General features: G+C 63.9%; 16 protein-coding genes. 3 read left to right on the top strand and 13 right to left on the bottom strand.

Annotation, left to right across the window (positions count from 1 at the left end; genetic code table 11):
• Positions 1 to 13: 13 nt before the first annotated feature.
• The 11 genes from CH285_RS08440 to CH285_RS08395 form a co-directional block, all read right to left on the bottom strand.
• Positions 14 to 346, bottom strand: a complete 333-nt coding sequence (locus CH285_RS08440) for a DUF3140 domain-containing protein (RefSeq protein WP_094643315.1) — start codon at positions 344 to 346, stop codon at positions 14 to 16.
• A 140-nt stretch (positions 347 to 486) separates the two neighbouring features.
• A complete protein-coding gene (locus CH285_RS08435) occupies positions 487 to 1,230 on the bottom strand; it encodes an EAL domain-containing protein (RefSeq protein WP_176458427.1) in 744 nt (247 codons plus the stop codon).
• Positions 1,217 to 1,504 (bottom strand): hypothetical protein, encoded by a 288-nt coding sequence (locus CH285_RS27845; RefSeq protein WP_032389705.1) that lies wholly within the window; start codon positions 1,502 to 1,504, stop codon positions 1,217 to 1,219. The genes CH285_RS08435 and CH285_RS27845 overlap by 14 nt, the downstream gene beginning before the upstream one ends.
• On the bottom strand, positions 1,489 to 2,781 hold the full coding sequence (locus CH285_RS08430) for a lipase family protein (RefSeq protein WP_032389704.1): 1,293 nt from the start codon (positions 2,779 to 2,781) through the stop codon (positions 1,489 to 1,491). Before CH285_RS08430 ends, CH285_RS27845 begins: the two co-directional genes overlap by 16 nt.
• Before the next feature lie 20 nt (positions 2,782 to 2,801).
• On the bottom strand, positions 2,802 to 4,391 hold the full coding sequence (locus CH285_RS08425) for a GMC oxidoreductase (RefSeq protein WP_094643313.1): 1,590 nt from the start codon (positions 4,389 to 4,391) through the stop codon (positions 2,802 to 2,804).
• A 107-nt stretch (positions 4,392 to 4,498) separates the two neighbouring features.
• Entirely contained in the window at positions 4,499 to 5,044 is a 546-nt protein-coding gene (locus tag CH285_RS08420; protein WP_094643312.1) for a TetR/AcrR family transcriptional regulator, read from the bottom strand.
• A 34-nt stretch (positions 5,045 to 5,078) separates the two neighbouring features.
• Complete coding sequence (locus CH285_RS08415) at positions 5,079 to 5,837, bottom strand: 1-acyl-sn-glycerol-3-phosphate acyltransferase (RefSeq protein WP_094643311.1); 759 nt, start codon at positions 5,835 to 5,837, stop codon at positions 5,079 to 5,081.
• Positions 5,838 to 5,843: 6 nt separating this feature from the next.
• Complete coding sequence (locus CH285_RS08410) at positions 5,844 to 6,236, bottom strand: hypothetical protein (protein WP_032367038.1); 393 nt, start codon at positions 6,234 to 6,236, stop codon at positions 5,844 to 5,846.
• 8 nt (positions 6,237 to 6,244) lie between these two features.
• Positions 6,245 to 7,387, bottom strand: a complete 1,143-nt coding sequence (locus CH285_RS08405) for an NAD(P)/FAD-dependent oxidoreductase (RefSeq protein ID WP_094643310.1) — start codon at positions 7,385 to 7,387, stop codon at positions 6,245 to 6,247.
• Positions 7,384 to 7,581 (bottom strand): ferredoxin, encoded by a 198-nt coding sequence (locus CH285_RS08400; protein ID WP_027495453.1) that lies wholly within the window; start codon positions 7,579 to 7,581, stop codon positions 7,384 to 7,386. The genes CH285_RS08405 and CH285_RS08400 overlap by 4 nt, the downstream gene beginning before the upstream one ends.
• Entirely contained in the window at positions 7,578 to 8,780 is a 1,203-nt protein-coding gene (locus CH285_RS08395) for a cytochrome P450 (RefSeq protein WP_094643309.1), read from the bottom strand. Before CH285_RS08395 ends, CH285_RS08400 begins: the two co-directional genes overlap by 4 nt.
• Positions 8,781 to 8,937: 157 nt before the next feature.
• Between CH285_RS08395 and CH285_RS08390 the strand changes: the two genes are divergently transcribed.
• On the top strand, positions 8,938 to 9,600 hold the full coding sequence (locus tag CH285_RS08390; RefSeq protein ID WP_094643308.1) for a TetR/AcrR family transcriptional regulator: 663 nt from the start codon (positions 8,938 to 8,940) through the stop codon (positions 9,598 to 9,600).
• Between the two features lie 251 nt (positions 9,601 to 9,851).
• Here the strand turns inward: CH285_RS08390 and CH285_RS08385 are convergent, their stop codons facing one another.
• The gene (locus tag CH285_RS08385; RefSeq protein ID WP_141214915.1) at positions 9,852 to 10,700 is read right to left on the bottom strand and encodes a GAF and ANTAR domain-containing protein; all 849 of its coding nucleotides are present in this window, start codon (positions 10,698 to 10,700) and stop codon (positions 9,852 to 9,854) included.
• Positions 10,701 to 10,874: 174 nt separating this feature from the next.
• Here CH285_RS08385 and CH285_RS08380 point away from each other — a divergent pair, with 174 nt between their 5' ends.
• Both CH285_RS08380 and CH285_RS08375 read left to right on the top strand, forming a co-directional pair.
• Positions 10,875 to 11,357: a DUF2975 domain-containing protein gene (locus tag CH285_RS08380; RefSeq protein WP_094643307.1), complete on the top strand. Its 483-nt coding sequence runs from the start codon at positions 10,875 to 10,877 to the stop codon at positions 11,355 to 11,357.
• Positions 11,357 to 11,563: a helix-turn-helix domain-containing protein gene (locus CH285_RS08375; protein ID WP_032374896.1), complete on the top strand. Its 207-nt coding sequence runs from the start codon at positions 11,357 to 11,359 to the stop codon at positions 11,561 to 11,563. The genes CH285_RS08380 and CH285_RS08375 overlap by 1 nt, the downstream gene beginning before the upstream one ends.
• A gap of 12 nt (positions 11,564 to 11,575) precedes the next feature.
• On the opposite strand, the gene CH285_RS08370 is transcribed toward CH285_RS08375, so the two are convergent.
• Complete coding sequence (locus tag CH285_RS08370) at positions 11,576 to 13,933, bottom strand: transketolase-like TK C-terminal-containing protein (protein ID WP_094643510.1); 2,358 nt, start codon at positions 13,931 to 13,933, stop codon at positions 11,576 to 11,578.
• Positions 13,934 to 14,159 lie beyond the last annotated feature (226 nt).

Here is a 14,159-nt window from a genome sequence, read left to right as displayed (position 1 = left end):
CAGCGAAGCGAGATCATTTCTTCTTCGGGTCGTGGCCCCAGTTCATCAGCGAGTAGCGCCATTTGGTGTCGGTGATGTCCCCGTCGGGCCGCTGCGCAAGGTGTCGTTTGCAGTAGCCGACGACCTTTCGCATGTGCTCGTAGTCGTCGTCGGACAGGTCCGCCTTCTTCGTCTTCAGGATTTCGACGATCCGGCGGCCGCTCTCGTGGCCCGTCGACTCGCCGCCTTCCTTCTTTTGCCCGACGTCCTTCGAGTCGTCGGTGCCGAGAAACTCGTCGAGTTCCTTCGCCGTCATGTTGACGAGGTCATCGAACTCCGTCTTGACGTCACTGTCGTCATCGGCCATCGATCCGTCTCCTTCGATTCACCCTCGGTGGTGGTGCCGCGTGTCTCCCGTTCGACCGCATCGGCCTTCGGAACTCGTCTCGTTCCTAATCCTCCGCATACCCACAGTTGGGCGGTACTCAACCTGCTGGTCAGATCGGATCACACCGTTGCAGGACGGCCCACTCGGAAGCCCTGCAGCAGGTCGGCCCCGATCGACGTGGCCGCTTCGAGGTCGTCGTCCGTCTCGATGCCCTCGAACACGCACCTGGCCTCCGTTTTTCGCGCGAACTCGAGCACCAGTTCGGCCAAGGCCGACTTCACGCGATTGCCTTTCATGCCGTGAACGACGAACGCGTCGAGTTTGATGATCTGCGGCTCGAGCACGACGAGCTGCCGCATACCTGCGTATCCGGATCCCACATCGTCCACTGCGACAGCGACGCCGCCGCGTCGAAGTTCGGCCAACACCGCCATCACCGCGTCCTCGTCGTCCTGGGCGGCATGTTCGGTGAGCTCGATTACCAGTGACCGTCGTCGGCCGAAGTCGAGCAGCACATCCACGAGGGCAGCATCGACCAGTAGCGTTGCAGCACTGAGGTTCACCGCAACGAAGCAACCATCCGGCAGACGCGCTGATTCGCCCAATGCCTTGACGGCCGCAGATCTGTCCAGAGCAGGACCGAGGCCGCACTGCGCTGCATCGGCGAACCACGCCTCGGTATCACCGCCACCGGCAGGGAAACGCGACAGGGCCTCGTATCCCTCGATCACACCATCGCGTGCACGGACGATCGGCTGAAAGACGATGTCCGGGCCACCGCCTGCAATCACAGCCTCCACTCGACGCTGCGACCGCAACAGGGTCGAGCGCAGCGGTGTCGACGCTGCGCTAGTCGACGGCACGATTCCACACCCGCACCACCGGGTGGAGCTGAACCGGAGCTGCAATCGGGCGCATCGCGGCAAGGACGGCATCCGGATCCCGATCGCCGAAACTGGTCAGCAGTGCCCTGGCACGCTGCCCATCCGGCGGCCAGCACAGCCCGAACGCGTCTGCTATCGCCACATAGTCATGGGCACGCTGCTCGACGGTCGAGGCTGCGGGACAACGATTGCGCAGTACGAATTCTCGCACCGGCCGCCAGCGCCTGCGGCCGCCGATCAGTCGATGGAGCATGGTGCCGTGGGGACGTCGGCGAACCGATCCATCAGGAACTTTGCAGCGGCGCCGCCGTACCCGTCGATCAGCTGCGGCCCGAAGTGGTTGGGCAACACCGCACCCTGCAGAATCGGCGGCAACGGGTTGGTTCGGAACTCCACCGTGGCCCCTCGCCCACACCAATCCTGAGCCAACTGCCGGGCCTGACCGTACGGCACGGTGTCGTCGTTGAGTCCGCTGGTGATCATCACCGGTGCGTTCGGAGTACTACGACCGATCCGCTGAGCCTCGAGGATGCGACCCGCCTGCGGAATGGTGCCCAGATTCTCGAGCATCGACTTACCGTCCGCGGTCAACGATTCGGTTCGCAGGAACGGGTACTTCAGAATGGTGTCGCCGATGCACTGCGTCGACAGATCGTTCAGCACTGCCTTGCCGTGATCGGTGAGTCGCTCTTCGACGAGCGGCAGCAAGCTCGGATCCCGCTCTACGAACCCGTTGAGGGCATAGCCGATCACACCTCCGATCAGCGTCCCGTCGACGGTCTTCAACACCTCGAGCAAGTCCGCTGTGGGAGCTCCGGCCCAGGTGCCCTTCACATTCAGCCCCGGTGCGTACTCCGAGGCCAGTTCGGCCGCCGCGGCTGCCGCCCCACCGCCCTGGGAGTAGCCCCAGATACCAACGGGTGCATCGGTATCACCGAGAAGCTCGTTCGCGGCGCGGGCACCGTCGAGCACCGCATGAGCCTGCTCGACACGATTGACATAGGTGTGCACACCGGGCGTTCCCAACCCGATGTAGTCGGTCACGAATACGTTGGCACCCATTGATCCCCACAGAGTGGAAGACAACAACTCCTGATTGAACGAAATCGACAATGGTTGTGTCACAGCGTTGACAGTCGTCGGAAACGCACGAGAAGGAGCGCACTGATCGGCCTGACCCACCGTGCCGGGCGCGACGACGATGGTCGGCCGCGGGCCTGCACCGCGCCAGGGCACCTCGGTCTCGATGAACGTGCCCGACACGCCCACCGGCGTATCGTCCTGCGTCCGTGACGAGTACAGCACCCGCTGCGCCTGAACGGGGTAGGCACCGTCCGCACCGGGCAGAGCCGCGAACAGTGACATCGGCTGTGTCCGCAACACGGCCCCCGGGTCGTCGACGACCTGAACTGGAGGGACGTAGAAGTCGTCGACGGGGTCGGCATTCGCGGCCGAGCTGCCGAGCACGGTCAGGGAAGACGCGAGCACGGCGGTGACTGCGACGCCGATCATGTTGCGGTACAGATGCATCGGTCTCTTTCTGGTGGGGGTCAGATAACGGAGCCGATATCGTCGGCAACGATGTTGTCCAACGCACGTTCGGCCAGTGCGGCGATGGTCATGGATGGGTTGCACGCTGCGGTGGTGCCGGGCATGAGTGCCCCGTCGAGTACATACAGGCCTCGCTGGCCGTGCACGCGACCGTCGAGATCACATACCGCGCCCATGTTGGCCCCACCCAACGGATGCCAGGTGGACGGGAACAGTGCATTGGTATCGGTGAGAACACTGCCCGATCCGGCGATACGACGAACCGTCGGATCGATCGAACCGTCCTGTATCAGGCTGTCGCCGTTGGCCGGCCAATGTAGTCGAACCTGGTCCATGGAGGAGTCGTAGCCGAAATGGCCGCGGCCGCTGCTGACTCCGTACCCGACGAGCATCGTGCTGTGGGCATCGAACGACAACGGCGGTATCGAGGCCTGGATGACGGTGTGCGCAGTATTCGGGTCGTCCCAGTTCAGACTGCCGAACACCACCGGACCGCCCTGGGGCGCACCGAAAGTATGCTCGATACTCGACCACACGTAGATGCGATCGGCATTGGTGCCCCAACCCTGTCCGAGCTGGTCCGGCAAGTCCGAGATCGCTCCGGTGGCACCGGCACGCACGAGCAGCTTCGTGGTGTTCAGGCTGCCCGCCGCCATGATCAATGCGCCGGCGGTGAGTACCTTGTTTTCCAGTACCGTTCCGTCGGAGTCGATTCGATCGACATACACCGTCCAACGGCCGTCGTCACGCCGCTCGACACTTGTGACGTGGTGATGTGTCGCAACCGTGGCCAGCCCCGTCGCCTCGGCGGCCGCGATGTAGGTTACGTCCACGGAGTGCTTACCGCCGTTGTTGACTCCGAATGCGCCGGACCCATCGGTGTACGACGGTGCCATCACCCCGCGCGTCTCGTCGAGGGCGAAGTTCCAGTCGATCGGCATCGGGATCTTGGACACCGGCAGACCCGCTCGACGAGCATTGGCCGCAAACACCCGCGCCGCTTGATAATTGGGCGTACCGATCAACTCGTCGGGGGCCTGTTGGAGCTGCAACATCCGTGCCACGCGTGGGTAGTGCACCCGATTCAGAGTCGGCCAATCCAGGCCGGCCGGAAAGTGTTCCTCGAACACCGGCTGCGATGGCTGCAGTGTCATTCCCTGGTAGATCAGGGATCCGCCTCCGACACCGGCCGCGCACAGCGCAGTCATGTGGTCTCCGGGCACCGCCTCGAGGAGGCCGACGTACGGATCGAACGGAACTGGCCTACCGAACAGGTTGGGACTCGAACCGTGCCACAGCATCCGCTTGTCCGGTGACGTGGCATCGGGAAACGTGTCTGCGTTCGGGCCTGTGTTCCAACGCCTTCCGCGCTCGAGCACCAGAACCGGCACCCCGGCTTCGGCCAGGCGCAATGCGGCGACGCCACCGCCGAACCCCGATCCGATGATCACCACACGATGATCCTCGCGGGTCAGCGGGATCTGGACGCGTCGCCCGCCCGCTGCTCGCGCCACCCCCGCGCCCGACAGTGCGGCCAATCCCGCAATTCCAGTCGCGCCGAGAAACGACCGGCGATTCAAATTCGACACGTACCCCCCAATGGTGTGCAGCAGCGCGCATCGAGACCTGTGTCACGTGCACGTGCGAAGCAAAACTAGACAGATGCGGCTTATGGTGTCAAGTTTTTGGGGGTCCGTCAGAACAGGAGCGGAATCAGCCAGCGCCGCAGGTATGACCGCAAACCGTCGTTGTCGTGGATCTGCGCGTCGTCGAACAGGATGACGGACAGCGCCACTCGAACCAGCACTCGCTCGATACCTTCGAACCGAGTCGAATCGAATTGTGGGTTCCGTTCGATGTAGCCATCGAGGAATTGACGCGCCACTGGCTCGGCCCGATCCACGACGTCCGGATCGAACAACGGGTTGGCGTTGCCAGAACGTAGCAGCGAGTTGAGCACAGGCTCGCTGCGAACGAGGTTGCGTGCGGACACGATCATCTCGACGATGAACTCCGATGGCGTTTCGGCTCGATCGGCCTCCTCTCGGATGCCACCGATGATGCTGACGACAAGGCCGACCATGGCCTCGGAGATCATGTCCTCACGGGTGGTGAAAATCGAATACACCGTCTGACGCGTCACGCCCGCAGCCCGCGCAGCCGCGGCAATGGTGACATCCTCGAACCCACCCTGGACGATGAGCCCGAGGGTGGCGTCGAGAATCTTCTGCTTCGAGCGCATGGTCCGAGTATGACTGCATCGCCGGCTCGGCGAGTCATCCGATGAGAGGCCGCCGATTCTTCGTCAATTTTTCGAGCTCGGCCTGCATCGCCCCGTGCACCCGCCCCGCGAACTCCTCCGCCGACTCGTCGGCGTCGGGAAGCATGGGCGCGAGCACCGACGTCTCGAGTTTGGTGGGGAGCGGCAGGTACGGAAGAAGCCCGACCAGACCGAGATTGACGCCCCACGGAATGGACACCGACAACGGAAACGTTTTGAGCCGCAGTACCTTGTCCAACCTCAGCGCCTTCGCCAACCGCTTACCACTGCTGAGTACCAGCAGGGACTCCCCCGCTCCCGCTGTGACGACGGGGACGACCGGCACCCCCGCCTCGATTGCCAAACGGGCGAACCCGGTCCGACCCGAGAACATTATGTCGTTGCGATGCCGCCACGACTTCAAAGCATCGACGTCACCGCCCGGGAAGACCAGGACACTGCTGCCCTCCGCAAAAGCGTCCAGGGCCGTTTGTCGCCCGGCGGGCCTGGCACCGAACGGTTCGATCAGTTTCTCGGCATGCAGAGTCCACGCGATCTGGTGGGTCAGCGTGATCAACTCGCGGTCGATACCGAGCTCGTCGTATGCGGCCGCGAATGCGGACACATTGAGATCGATGACTCCGCCGAACCTGTGGTTGGCGACGAACAGCACGGGGGTATCCGGAACCGGTTGCGCTACGGTCACTTCCAATCGGTTGTAGAGGCGAACAGCACTGATGCTCGCCGCGCGAACGACTCGAGCGATGTTGTCCACCGCCGACTACCGGTCCAGTTGCAGGTCTGCCAGCGCGCCGGCGATCACGAAACCTCCGGCGATTGCACAGCCGGCCGTTCTCGTTCGTTGCGGCAGGTGAGCGGTGAGCGCGAACGCCGCGGTGTCCCAGACGTCGACGGCCACACCTGCTCGCAGCAGAGTGCGCACGGCCTTCGGCGCGTACCGAGTTGCCGCGTAGAGCCCGCCGCCGATGTATATTTCACGAATTCCGAAGGTGCGAGCCGCAGCTCGCGTCGTCGCCACCGCCGCGTCGGGCCCGGCGAGGAGTTCGTTGGCGCGAGTGGGCGCAACCATGTGGGCGATGCCGATCGCTGCCCGGGCGAGCCCGACCGCCTCGGGAAGACGACGAACCAGACCGGACGCAGAGCCGATAGCCATGAAATTCCTTACGTAGTGGGAACAGCGGATTCGCGAGCAAGCCGTCGGAGCAGGCCGACAGCCTTCTTCATGCCGTAGGCAACGATGGTCGTGCGGCCGTCCTCGTGGTTCCACTGCAGCAGCGCCGATCCGTCGTCGACGGAACCCTCTAGCACGGTCGGATTACCCAGTAGCGGAAGAGGACCGACGACCTTGATGGACAGTCCCAGAATCTCGGTCCAGAAGTAGTTGTCGGTGGGCGCACACGTGGGTTCGAGGCCGAGTGCGGAGGCCGCGGCAACCTTGCCCTGCGCGACGGCATTGGACCAGAACGGCGCTCGACCGGAACCGGCACGTGAATACGCGACGTCGCCTGCGGCGAACACGTCGGGAACTGCTGTGGCGCAGCGCTCGTCGATGGCAACACCTCGATCATCGGCGATACCGGTACCGTTCAACCACTCGGTCTCGGGCACATCACCGGCGCAGGTGACCACCACATCGGCGTCGAGGGTGCGTCCCTCGAACTCGATCCCGGTGACGGGGTTGCCCGTCAACGTAACCGGGCTGTCCGCGCCGAGAAACTCGACCGACGCTGCCTCGGCCCGGGCGGTAATCGCGTCGGACAGGTAGGTACCCAGTAGCCGTGTCAACGGAGGGTCGACGTCCACAACGGTGACTGCGATTCCGCGAGAAACGCACGCACTGGCGACCTCCATGCCGAGGAATCCGGCACCGACGACGATCGCCGTCTGCGCCGCATCGAGTTTCGGGCGTAGTGCCCGAACATCGTCGAAGGTCCGCAGTACCGTCTCGCCCGTTTGCCCGGGAGCCGCGATGCGACGTGCGGCCGCTCCGGTGGCGACGATCAACCGATCGTACGGAACATCGGTACCGGCGGCGGTCGTGACTGTGTGGGCCTCGGCATTCACCGATACGGCCCGATCACCGATCGCCTCGATCCCGAGGTCCGACAGATCCCACGTTTCCGCCTCGGCTGGGTCGCCTTTGAGCACGTGCTTGGACAACGGCGGCCGGGCATAGCAACCATCGGCATCGGCCCCGATCATCGTCAGTGGACCTTTGTGTCCGCGGGCCCTCAGTTCGCGGACAGCGGTGCACGCGGCTATGGAGTCTCCGACGACGACGATCCTGCTCTCGAGAGAGCTCACGCCTGTTCTCGCAGTGCCGCCACCGGACACACGCCGACCGCAGACCGGGCCGAGGCCGCGAGGTCGTCGGGAATGTCGTTGCCATCGAAGGCGTAGTGCAGTTCGCCCTCGTCATCGAGGCTGAACACCTTGGGTGCCTGTTCGGCACAGATGCCGTGGCCCTCGCAGCGATCCCAATCGACGTCGATCCTCATGGCTGTGTCCCTTCTGCTGCCACCAATTTGAGCGGCAACCGTTCGTATCGATGAATGACGTTGTTGACAGCTCGTATGGGTGTTCCTGCGGGAACGAACTTCTCGACCCGCTGCGCCAGCACCCGGAGCATGGTCTGGGCTTCGAGACGAGCAAGCCCCTGACCGGCGCACCCGTGCACGCCGGAACCGAAGCCGAGTTGCCGCGCGGCGTCACGGGTGATGTCGAAGGCGTCGGCGTTGTCCCATTCACGCTCGTCGCGGTTCGCCGACGCGTAGACCACCAGTACGCGAGCACCTTTCGGGATTCGTGATCCGTCGATCTCGACGTCACGGACCGCTCGACGCGAGAATGCTCTGATCGGCGACTCGTATCGAACGACCTCGTTGATCGCATTGGGTATCAGGTCCGGGTCCTGCCTGATCGCCTGCCACTGCTCGGGGTGCCGCGCGAACAGGTCGAGGGCACCGGAAATCGCTCCGATGGTGGTATCGAGCGAGGGACCGAGGTAGTCGATCATCAACGCGGGACATGCCGACTTCTGAATCTTGTTGTCGTCGGCGGCCTTCAGAACGTCGTCGCCCATGCTTCCCGGAATCACCGATCGATCTCGCACCACGCGCCGCGAGAACGCAAGCATCTCTGCGGCACCCTTGACAGCGGTGATCGAGTGTCGATTCACGGGGCCGAGGGAGTCGAATGTCGCACCAGCCCAACGGAGTAGATCCTCGCGTCCGTCCTCCGGCCACCCGACGAGATCGGGCACGATCGACATCGGCAGCGCTGTCGCGAGATCGTCCACGCCGTCGACGAATTGTTTCTTCAGTGCCGCGTCGACGATGGCCTCGGCCTTCTCCTGCACCGCCGCCTTCATCTTTCGGACGGCCTTCGGCGTGAGTCGATGCGCCAGCACCGATCGCTTGGTTGCATGCTCGTCGCCGTCACTGTTCAGTGTCGTTCCGCGGCCGAGCCGATTGGCGACGGGATTGAGTGCCACGCCGTCCCCCGAGATGAAGGTCTCGTCGTCTAGCAGTACGGCCTTGCAGTCCGCGTAGCGCGAGACGGCGAACACCTGCTGCCGCGGCAGCCACACCACCGGGCCGAGGGCGCGTAGCCGGGCGTAGTTGGGGTACGGATCGAGAATCGCATCGGTGGAGTACAGATCGGTGCGGTACTGCGGGATCGTCGCGTTCGTCGTCATGAGGTCCTTCGGTGCCGCCGGAAGTCGATACCCCTGCCTTCGCAAGGTGTTGACGATATCGTCACTCACGACACGGCCGTACGTCAAGGCTTTTTGACGAATTCGTCATCATTGATTCGCGATAGGCTGCATCGACACCGCAGAGCAGGAGCAGATCGTGACCGAAGGCAACCGCGTCGAGCGCCGCAAGGCACGCACCAGGGCCGCGCTGATCCAGGCCGCCCAAGGGTTGCTCGCCAACGGGAACACCAACGCACCCGTGCTCGAAATAACGCAGGCCGCCGACGTCAGCAACGGCTCGTTCTACAACTATTTCGAGAGCAAAGAAGAACTGTGGCAGGCCGCCATCGACGCCGCTCTCAAGTCCGTCGGCGACTACCTCGATTCGCTCACCGTCGGTTTCGAGGACCCGGTCGAGAAGTTCACCCAATCGTTCAGACTGTCCGGGCGCCTGTTCCGCCTCGAACCGCAACTGAGCCGCGTCCTGCTCAACTCCGAGGCCGCCGCGTTCGCCGCGGCCGGTGGCCTGGCACCACGGTCGCGTCGCGATATCGAATCGGCCGCAGCGCAGGGGAGATTCGACGTCGACGACCCGGATCTCGCCCTCGCGATCGTCGCCGGTTCACTGCTTTCCATGGGCCGTCTGCTCCTTGCACAGCCCGACCGCGACGAAGCGGCGACGGTCGACGGCACCACCGAGCGAGTGCTCCGCGCACTCGGAATTTCGACCGACGAGGCACGCACACTGTGCAGCAGTCCACTACCGGCGTCCTACAGCGGCGACGTCCACGCGGCCGTCGTCCCCACTGCGTCGCACTGAGCCCCCCTGGGTTTGCCGTCAGCCCCTCTGATGTCGGGGTGGGCCGTGCACGGCTACCGGGGCCGGAACGGCCCGAGCTACCGGCTCGATCTTCCGACTCCCCCCGCCGGTGTCGATGTCGAGAAAATGCTGGAGTTCGTCGTAAATCGGAGTGTCCGTCATGGGCCTTGACCTTCTCGACCTTCGGAGATGCAGATCGTTCGGCTTCGCTGAACCATTGATGGTGCTCGGTGGACCGTGTGACCCCGACACTACGGCCCTTCGGCATCCTGCCATCGGCCGACGGAATCGACCATCCGAGCCGCCAACACGGCAACTCGCGTGTTCTCTCGCTGCGATTGCTGAACCAACGCGGCGAACGCGGCCCCAGGAGTCATAGATTGCGTTGCCATCAGGATGCCCTTGGCCTGCTCGATGGTGGCCCTGGTCGCCATCGCCGCACGAAGACCGACGACTTCCTGCTTCGCCTCAGCCGTGTGCCGGGAATTCCATACTGCCGCTTCGACCGACGTGACGAACATCTTCACCACCACTTCGTCGATATCGTTGAAGCCACCGGCATCGAAGCCGTAGATGTTGAGCGAGCCTGCATGCTCGGAATCGACTGCCAGCGGTGCCGACAGGTAACTCTGCACTCCGATGTCTGCTGCTGCGGCTGCGAATGCAGGCCAGCGAGTGGTGATCTCGTCGACTCGGACGCACACCAACCGATCGTGGCGCGCAGCTTCGAGACACGGCCCCTCGTCCGCTCGGTACTGATCGGCATCGATGTCCACCACACGAGCGTCCGAGAATGCAGCGGTGGCAGGATTCTCCGAATCATGATGCAGCAGGGTCACTCCCGCCATATCCGCCCCGGGAATTGCCACGACGGCCTGCTCGCACAGGCCCTGCAGCACAGTCTCGAATCGGCTGTGCTCGAGCAATATTCCGCGGAACACATCGAGCGCCTCGAAGGTGTCTTCCGCGAAATACGTCGTCGCACCCGGCACGTGTGATCGCCTCGGGAGTGCCGCCGCGATCTGCTCGTCGAACGCGGCTGCGGCCGCTCTCTCGGCAGCCGAATCGTCCGGCGTTTGCTCGGATGTCCGATCGGTCACGTGGTCCCGCCCCCATACGATGCGGCCATCACACCCTTCGCCGTGAACGAGCAACCTACGGCGTTGGCCCTCGCCGAATGTTACAACCGTACGCCCACTGTCAATCGGAACTGAATGATCCGGACACCGTATTGATCTATTGACTTTCGATAGATTCCTGTCGATACTCGCTAAATGCTGAAAGGATATCGAGCGGTAGTCCTGTTGCTTCGCCTGTTTCTCGCCGCGTTGTTCGCGGTGCTGGTGCTGATGCAAGTCATGTCGTTGCCCGGGCAGTTCGCCCACATGGCCCAGGAATCTCCCGAATCCGCGTACCTGCGATGGCCGCTGACCATCGTGTCGATCTTCTGGGTGCTGTGCATTCAGGTGGTCGTGATCGCGACATGGAAGTTGCTGACGATGGTGAACCGCAACGCCATCTTCACCCGCGCTTCGTTGGTGTGGGTAGACACGATCACGTGGTCGATCGTCGCGGCCTGGGTGGTGCTGGTCGGCGTCTTTCTCTACGTCGGATTCGGAGCCGACGACCCAGGCCTGCCGCTACTGCTCTTCCTGCTCGTCGTCGTCGTCGCCGTCGCCGCACTGTTGATGGTCGTCATGAGGACCCTGCTCAGTCAGACCACGGAACTGCGCAGCGACATGGACGCGGTCATCTGATGGCCATCGTGGTGCGCATCGATGTTCAGTTGGCCAGGCGGAAGATGAGCGTCGGCGAGTTTGCCGAACGCGTCGGCCTGACGCCTGCCAACATCGCAGTCCTCAAGAACGGACGGGCCAAAGCAGTACGACTGAGCACCCTCGACGCCATGTGCCGGGTGCTGCACTGCCAACCCGGAGACCTCCTGGAATGGGTGGACGAATGAGCACCCGCGGCACTACTGCCCGGTGACATCCAGAGCGGCACCAACGATCGAATCGGTGTCGATGTGATGATGCTTGTACACCTCGTCCAGAGAGCCCACCTGACCGAAGTTGCTGACACCCAACGACGTCGACGCCACACGGTTCACCGTGGCCAGGAACGCCAGCGTGTGCGGATGGCCGTCGAGGACGGTCACCATCGGTGTCGCCCGATCGGCCGGCAACAGCTGATCGAGAATCCACGACTCCGCGTCGCCGTGTCCCTGGCGAGCCTGGAGGGCTCGATAGAGCTGGCCCGGACTCGTGATGCACAGGACGTCCGCGAGAATGCCGATCCGCTCCAAACGTGCTGCCGCGTCGAGTGCTTCGGGCATGAGCGCACCCATCGCTGCGATCGTGACGGTGGCTCCGTCTCGTCGGACGAGAGGGTAGCCGCCGGCCACCACCTGCTTGCGCCTGCGTTCGCGCGCCGCCGGATCGCTGGGCACGTCGGCCAACGTCTGATCGACCGGACGGGTCGACAGACGCAGGTACGCCGAGGTGCCGTCGGGACGACCCAACTTCGCGATGCTGGCGAGCAACGTCCACTCGACGTCGATGGCGAAAGCCGGCTCGTACGAGATGCACCCGGGCTGCTCCAGACCGATCGATGGAGTCTTGATCGACTGGTGCGCACCACCTTCCGCAGCCAACGTGACGCCTGACGGCGTACCGACCAGAATCGACTGACCACCCGCGTAGATGCCGTACGACCACGGTTCGAGGGCGCGTTCGACGAACGGGTCGTACATCACCCCGATGGGGAACAATGGCTCTCCCCACCGACTCCACGTTGCACCCAGCTCGCCCATCAATCCGACCAGATTGGTCTCTGCGATACCGAGTTCCATGTGTTGACCGGTGGGACCCTCACGCCAGTGCATGATGGTTTCGGCATCGTCACCGAACCAGTCGTGCCGCTCCGACGACGACCAGACACCGACCTTGTTGACCCAACCGCCGAGGTTGGTGGTGGAGCTGACGTCGGGACTGACCGTCACGACGCGTCGAGCCGCATCCGGGGCCTCACGCGTCAGGTCGATGAGGGTGCGGCCGAGCGCGGCCTGCGTCGTGGCCGTGCCCTTGGGAGTACGGCCGATGTCGGTGGGAACTGCAGGCGGTGCCGAGACGGGCACCGGCTCGCGGCGCAGCCGTTCGGCGACATCGGCGCACAACTGCCCGGCCGCTGTGGCGTCGTCGAAGCGGCCCCAGGGCGAGTCGGCATCCGTGCCGAGAGTGTCTGCGAGTGAGGCATATTCCTCGATCGTCAACAGGGAGGAATGGTTCTGCGGGTGCCCTTGCGTAGGGAGCCCGAAGCCCTTGACCGTGTAGGCGATGATGACTGTGGGCCGGGTGTCGTCGATCTGCGCGTAGGCCTCGCGCAGCGCGTCGAGATCATGGCCGCCGAGATTGCGAATGGACTCGGTGAGAATCAGATCGTCGAGGTCACCGATGAGCGCGGTGATCGCCGCGGCATCGGAACCGTTGCCGGGCAGTCGATCACGCAATTCGGACGCCGAGCACCGCAACAGCCGCTGATACTCGGGATTGGGCATGTCGAGGATGCGACGCCGCAAGGCGTCACCACCGGTACGCGCGAACAGGTTCTCGAGCAGCCGACCGAACCGCACGGTGATGACCTGCCAGCCTGCCGCGTCGAACATCTTCTCGAGGCGACGCGCGGCGATGTTCGGCACCACTCGGTCGAGGGACTGCCGGTTGAGGTCGACGATCCAAACGATCTCGCCCAACTCACCGATGCCCGGATCGATGACGGCTTCCCACACGGCACCCTCGTCGAGCTCGGCGTCTCCGACGAGCGAATACTGCCGTCCGCGAAACCCACTCGGGGTGTCCGCGGAAAATGCGGAGTCGACGAAACGACGCGACATTGCGCCCCAAATAGGTGCCGTCGCACCGATACCCACCGACCCCGTGGAGTAGTCGACGGTATCGGGATCCTTGGCGCGCGACGGGTAGGACTGCAGCCCACCGTACGAGCGCAGCGTCGTCAAATACTTCTCGTCCAACTCACCGAGAAGGTAGTTGATGGCGTGCAGCACCGGCGACGCGTGCGGCTTGACCGACACTCGGTCGCCCGCTTCGAGCTGCTCGAACCACAGCGAGGTCATGATGGTGACCATCGACGCGCACGACGCCTGATGACCGCCCACCTTGAGACCCGTCGGATTGGGTCGGATTCGGTTGGCGTGATGGATCATCGACGTCGACAGCCACAGCACCCGCTCGGAAATGTCGTGCAGGGTTTCGCGCCCCCCGGTGACCGCGTCTCCGTCGGTCGAATTGCCGGTGGTCGAGCTGAGGCTGGTCATGGCGAGCACTCCTGAAATAGGCGACGAAAGATTGCATCGAGTGGACGTGGCGGGACCGGATGGGTCCCGTCACTCCATGAGGCAAGCGTTCGGATTGCGAAGCGCCGAGTCAGTCGCGTCTGTGATGCAACCGGCGTCAGTCGACCAGAACCCGGCGGGCTGCGCAATAGTAGTCTTCGGTATTGAGCAATCTGCGCAATTTTCGGAATCGGCCTTTGCAGTTTCT

Origin of the sequence: Rhodococcus sp. 05-2256-B1, assembly GCF_002258465.1 — a bacterium.
Lineage (GTDB): Bacteria > Actinomycetota > Actinomycetes > Mycobacteriales > Mycobacteriaceae > Rhodococcoides > Rhodococcoides fascians.
This window is presented reverse-complemented; position numbering and strand designations above follow the sequence as displayed.

Excerpts from the sequence above, each read along its gene's own strand:
- CH285_RS08440 (WP_094643315.1), bottom strand. The coding sequence starts at position 346 with ATGGCCGATGACGACAGTGACGTCAAGACGGAGTTCGATGACCTCGTC.
- CH285_RS27845 (WP_032389705.1), bottom strand. The coding sequence starts at position 1,504 with ATGCTCCATCGACTGATCGGCGGCCGCAGGCGCTGGCGGCCGGTGCGA.
- CH285_RS08430 (WP_032389704.1), bottom strand. The coding sequence starts at position 2,781 with ATGCATCTGTACCGCAACATGATCGGCGTCGCAGTCACCGCCGTGCTC.
- CH285_RS08420 (WP_094643312.1), bottom strand. The coding sequence starts at position 5,044 with ATGCGCTCGAAGCAGAAGATTCTCGACGCCACCCTCGGGCTCATCGTC.
- CH285_RS08410 (WP_032367038.1), bottom strand. The coding sequence starts at position 6,236 with ATGGCTATCGGCTCTGCGTCCGGTCTGGTTCGTCGTCTTCCCGAGGCG.
- CH285_RS08400 (WP_027495453.1), bottom strand. The coding sequence starts at position 7,581 with ATGAGGATCGACGTCGATTGGGATCGCTGCGAGGGCCACGGCATCTGT.
- CH285_RS08395 (WP_094643309.1), bottom strand. The coding sequence starts at position 8,780 with ATGACGACGAACGCGACGATCCCGCAGTACCGCACCGATCTGTACTCC.
- CH285_RS08380 (WP_094643307.1), top strand. The coding sequence starts at position 10,875 with ATGCTGAAAGGATATCGAGCGGTAGTCCTGTTGCTTCGCCTGTTTCTC.
- CH285_RS08375 (WP_032374896.1), top strand. The coding sequence starts at position 11,357 with ATGGCCATCGTGGTGCGCATCGATGTTCAGTTGGCCAGGCGGAAGATG.
- CH285_RS08370 (WP_094643510.1), bottom strand. The coding sequence starts at position 13,933 with ATGACCAGCCTCAGCTCGACCACCGGCAATTCGACCGACGGAGACGCG.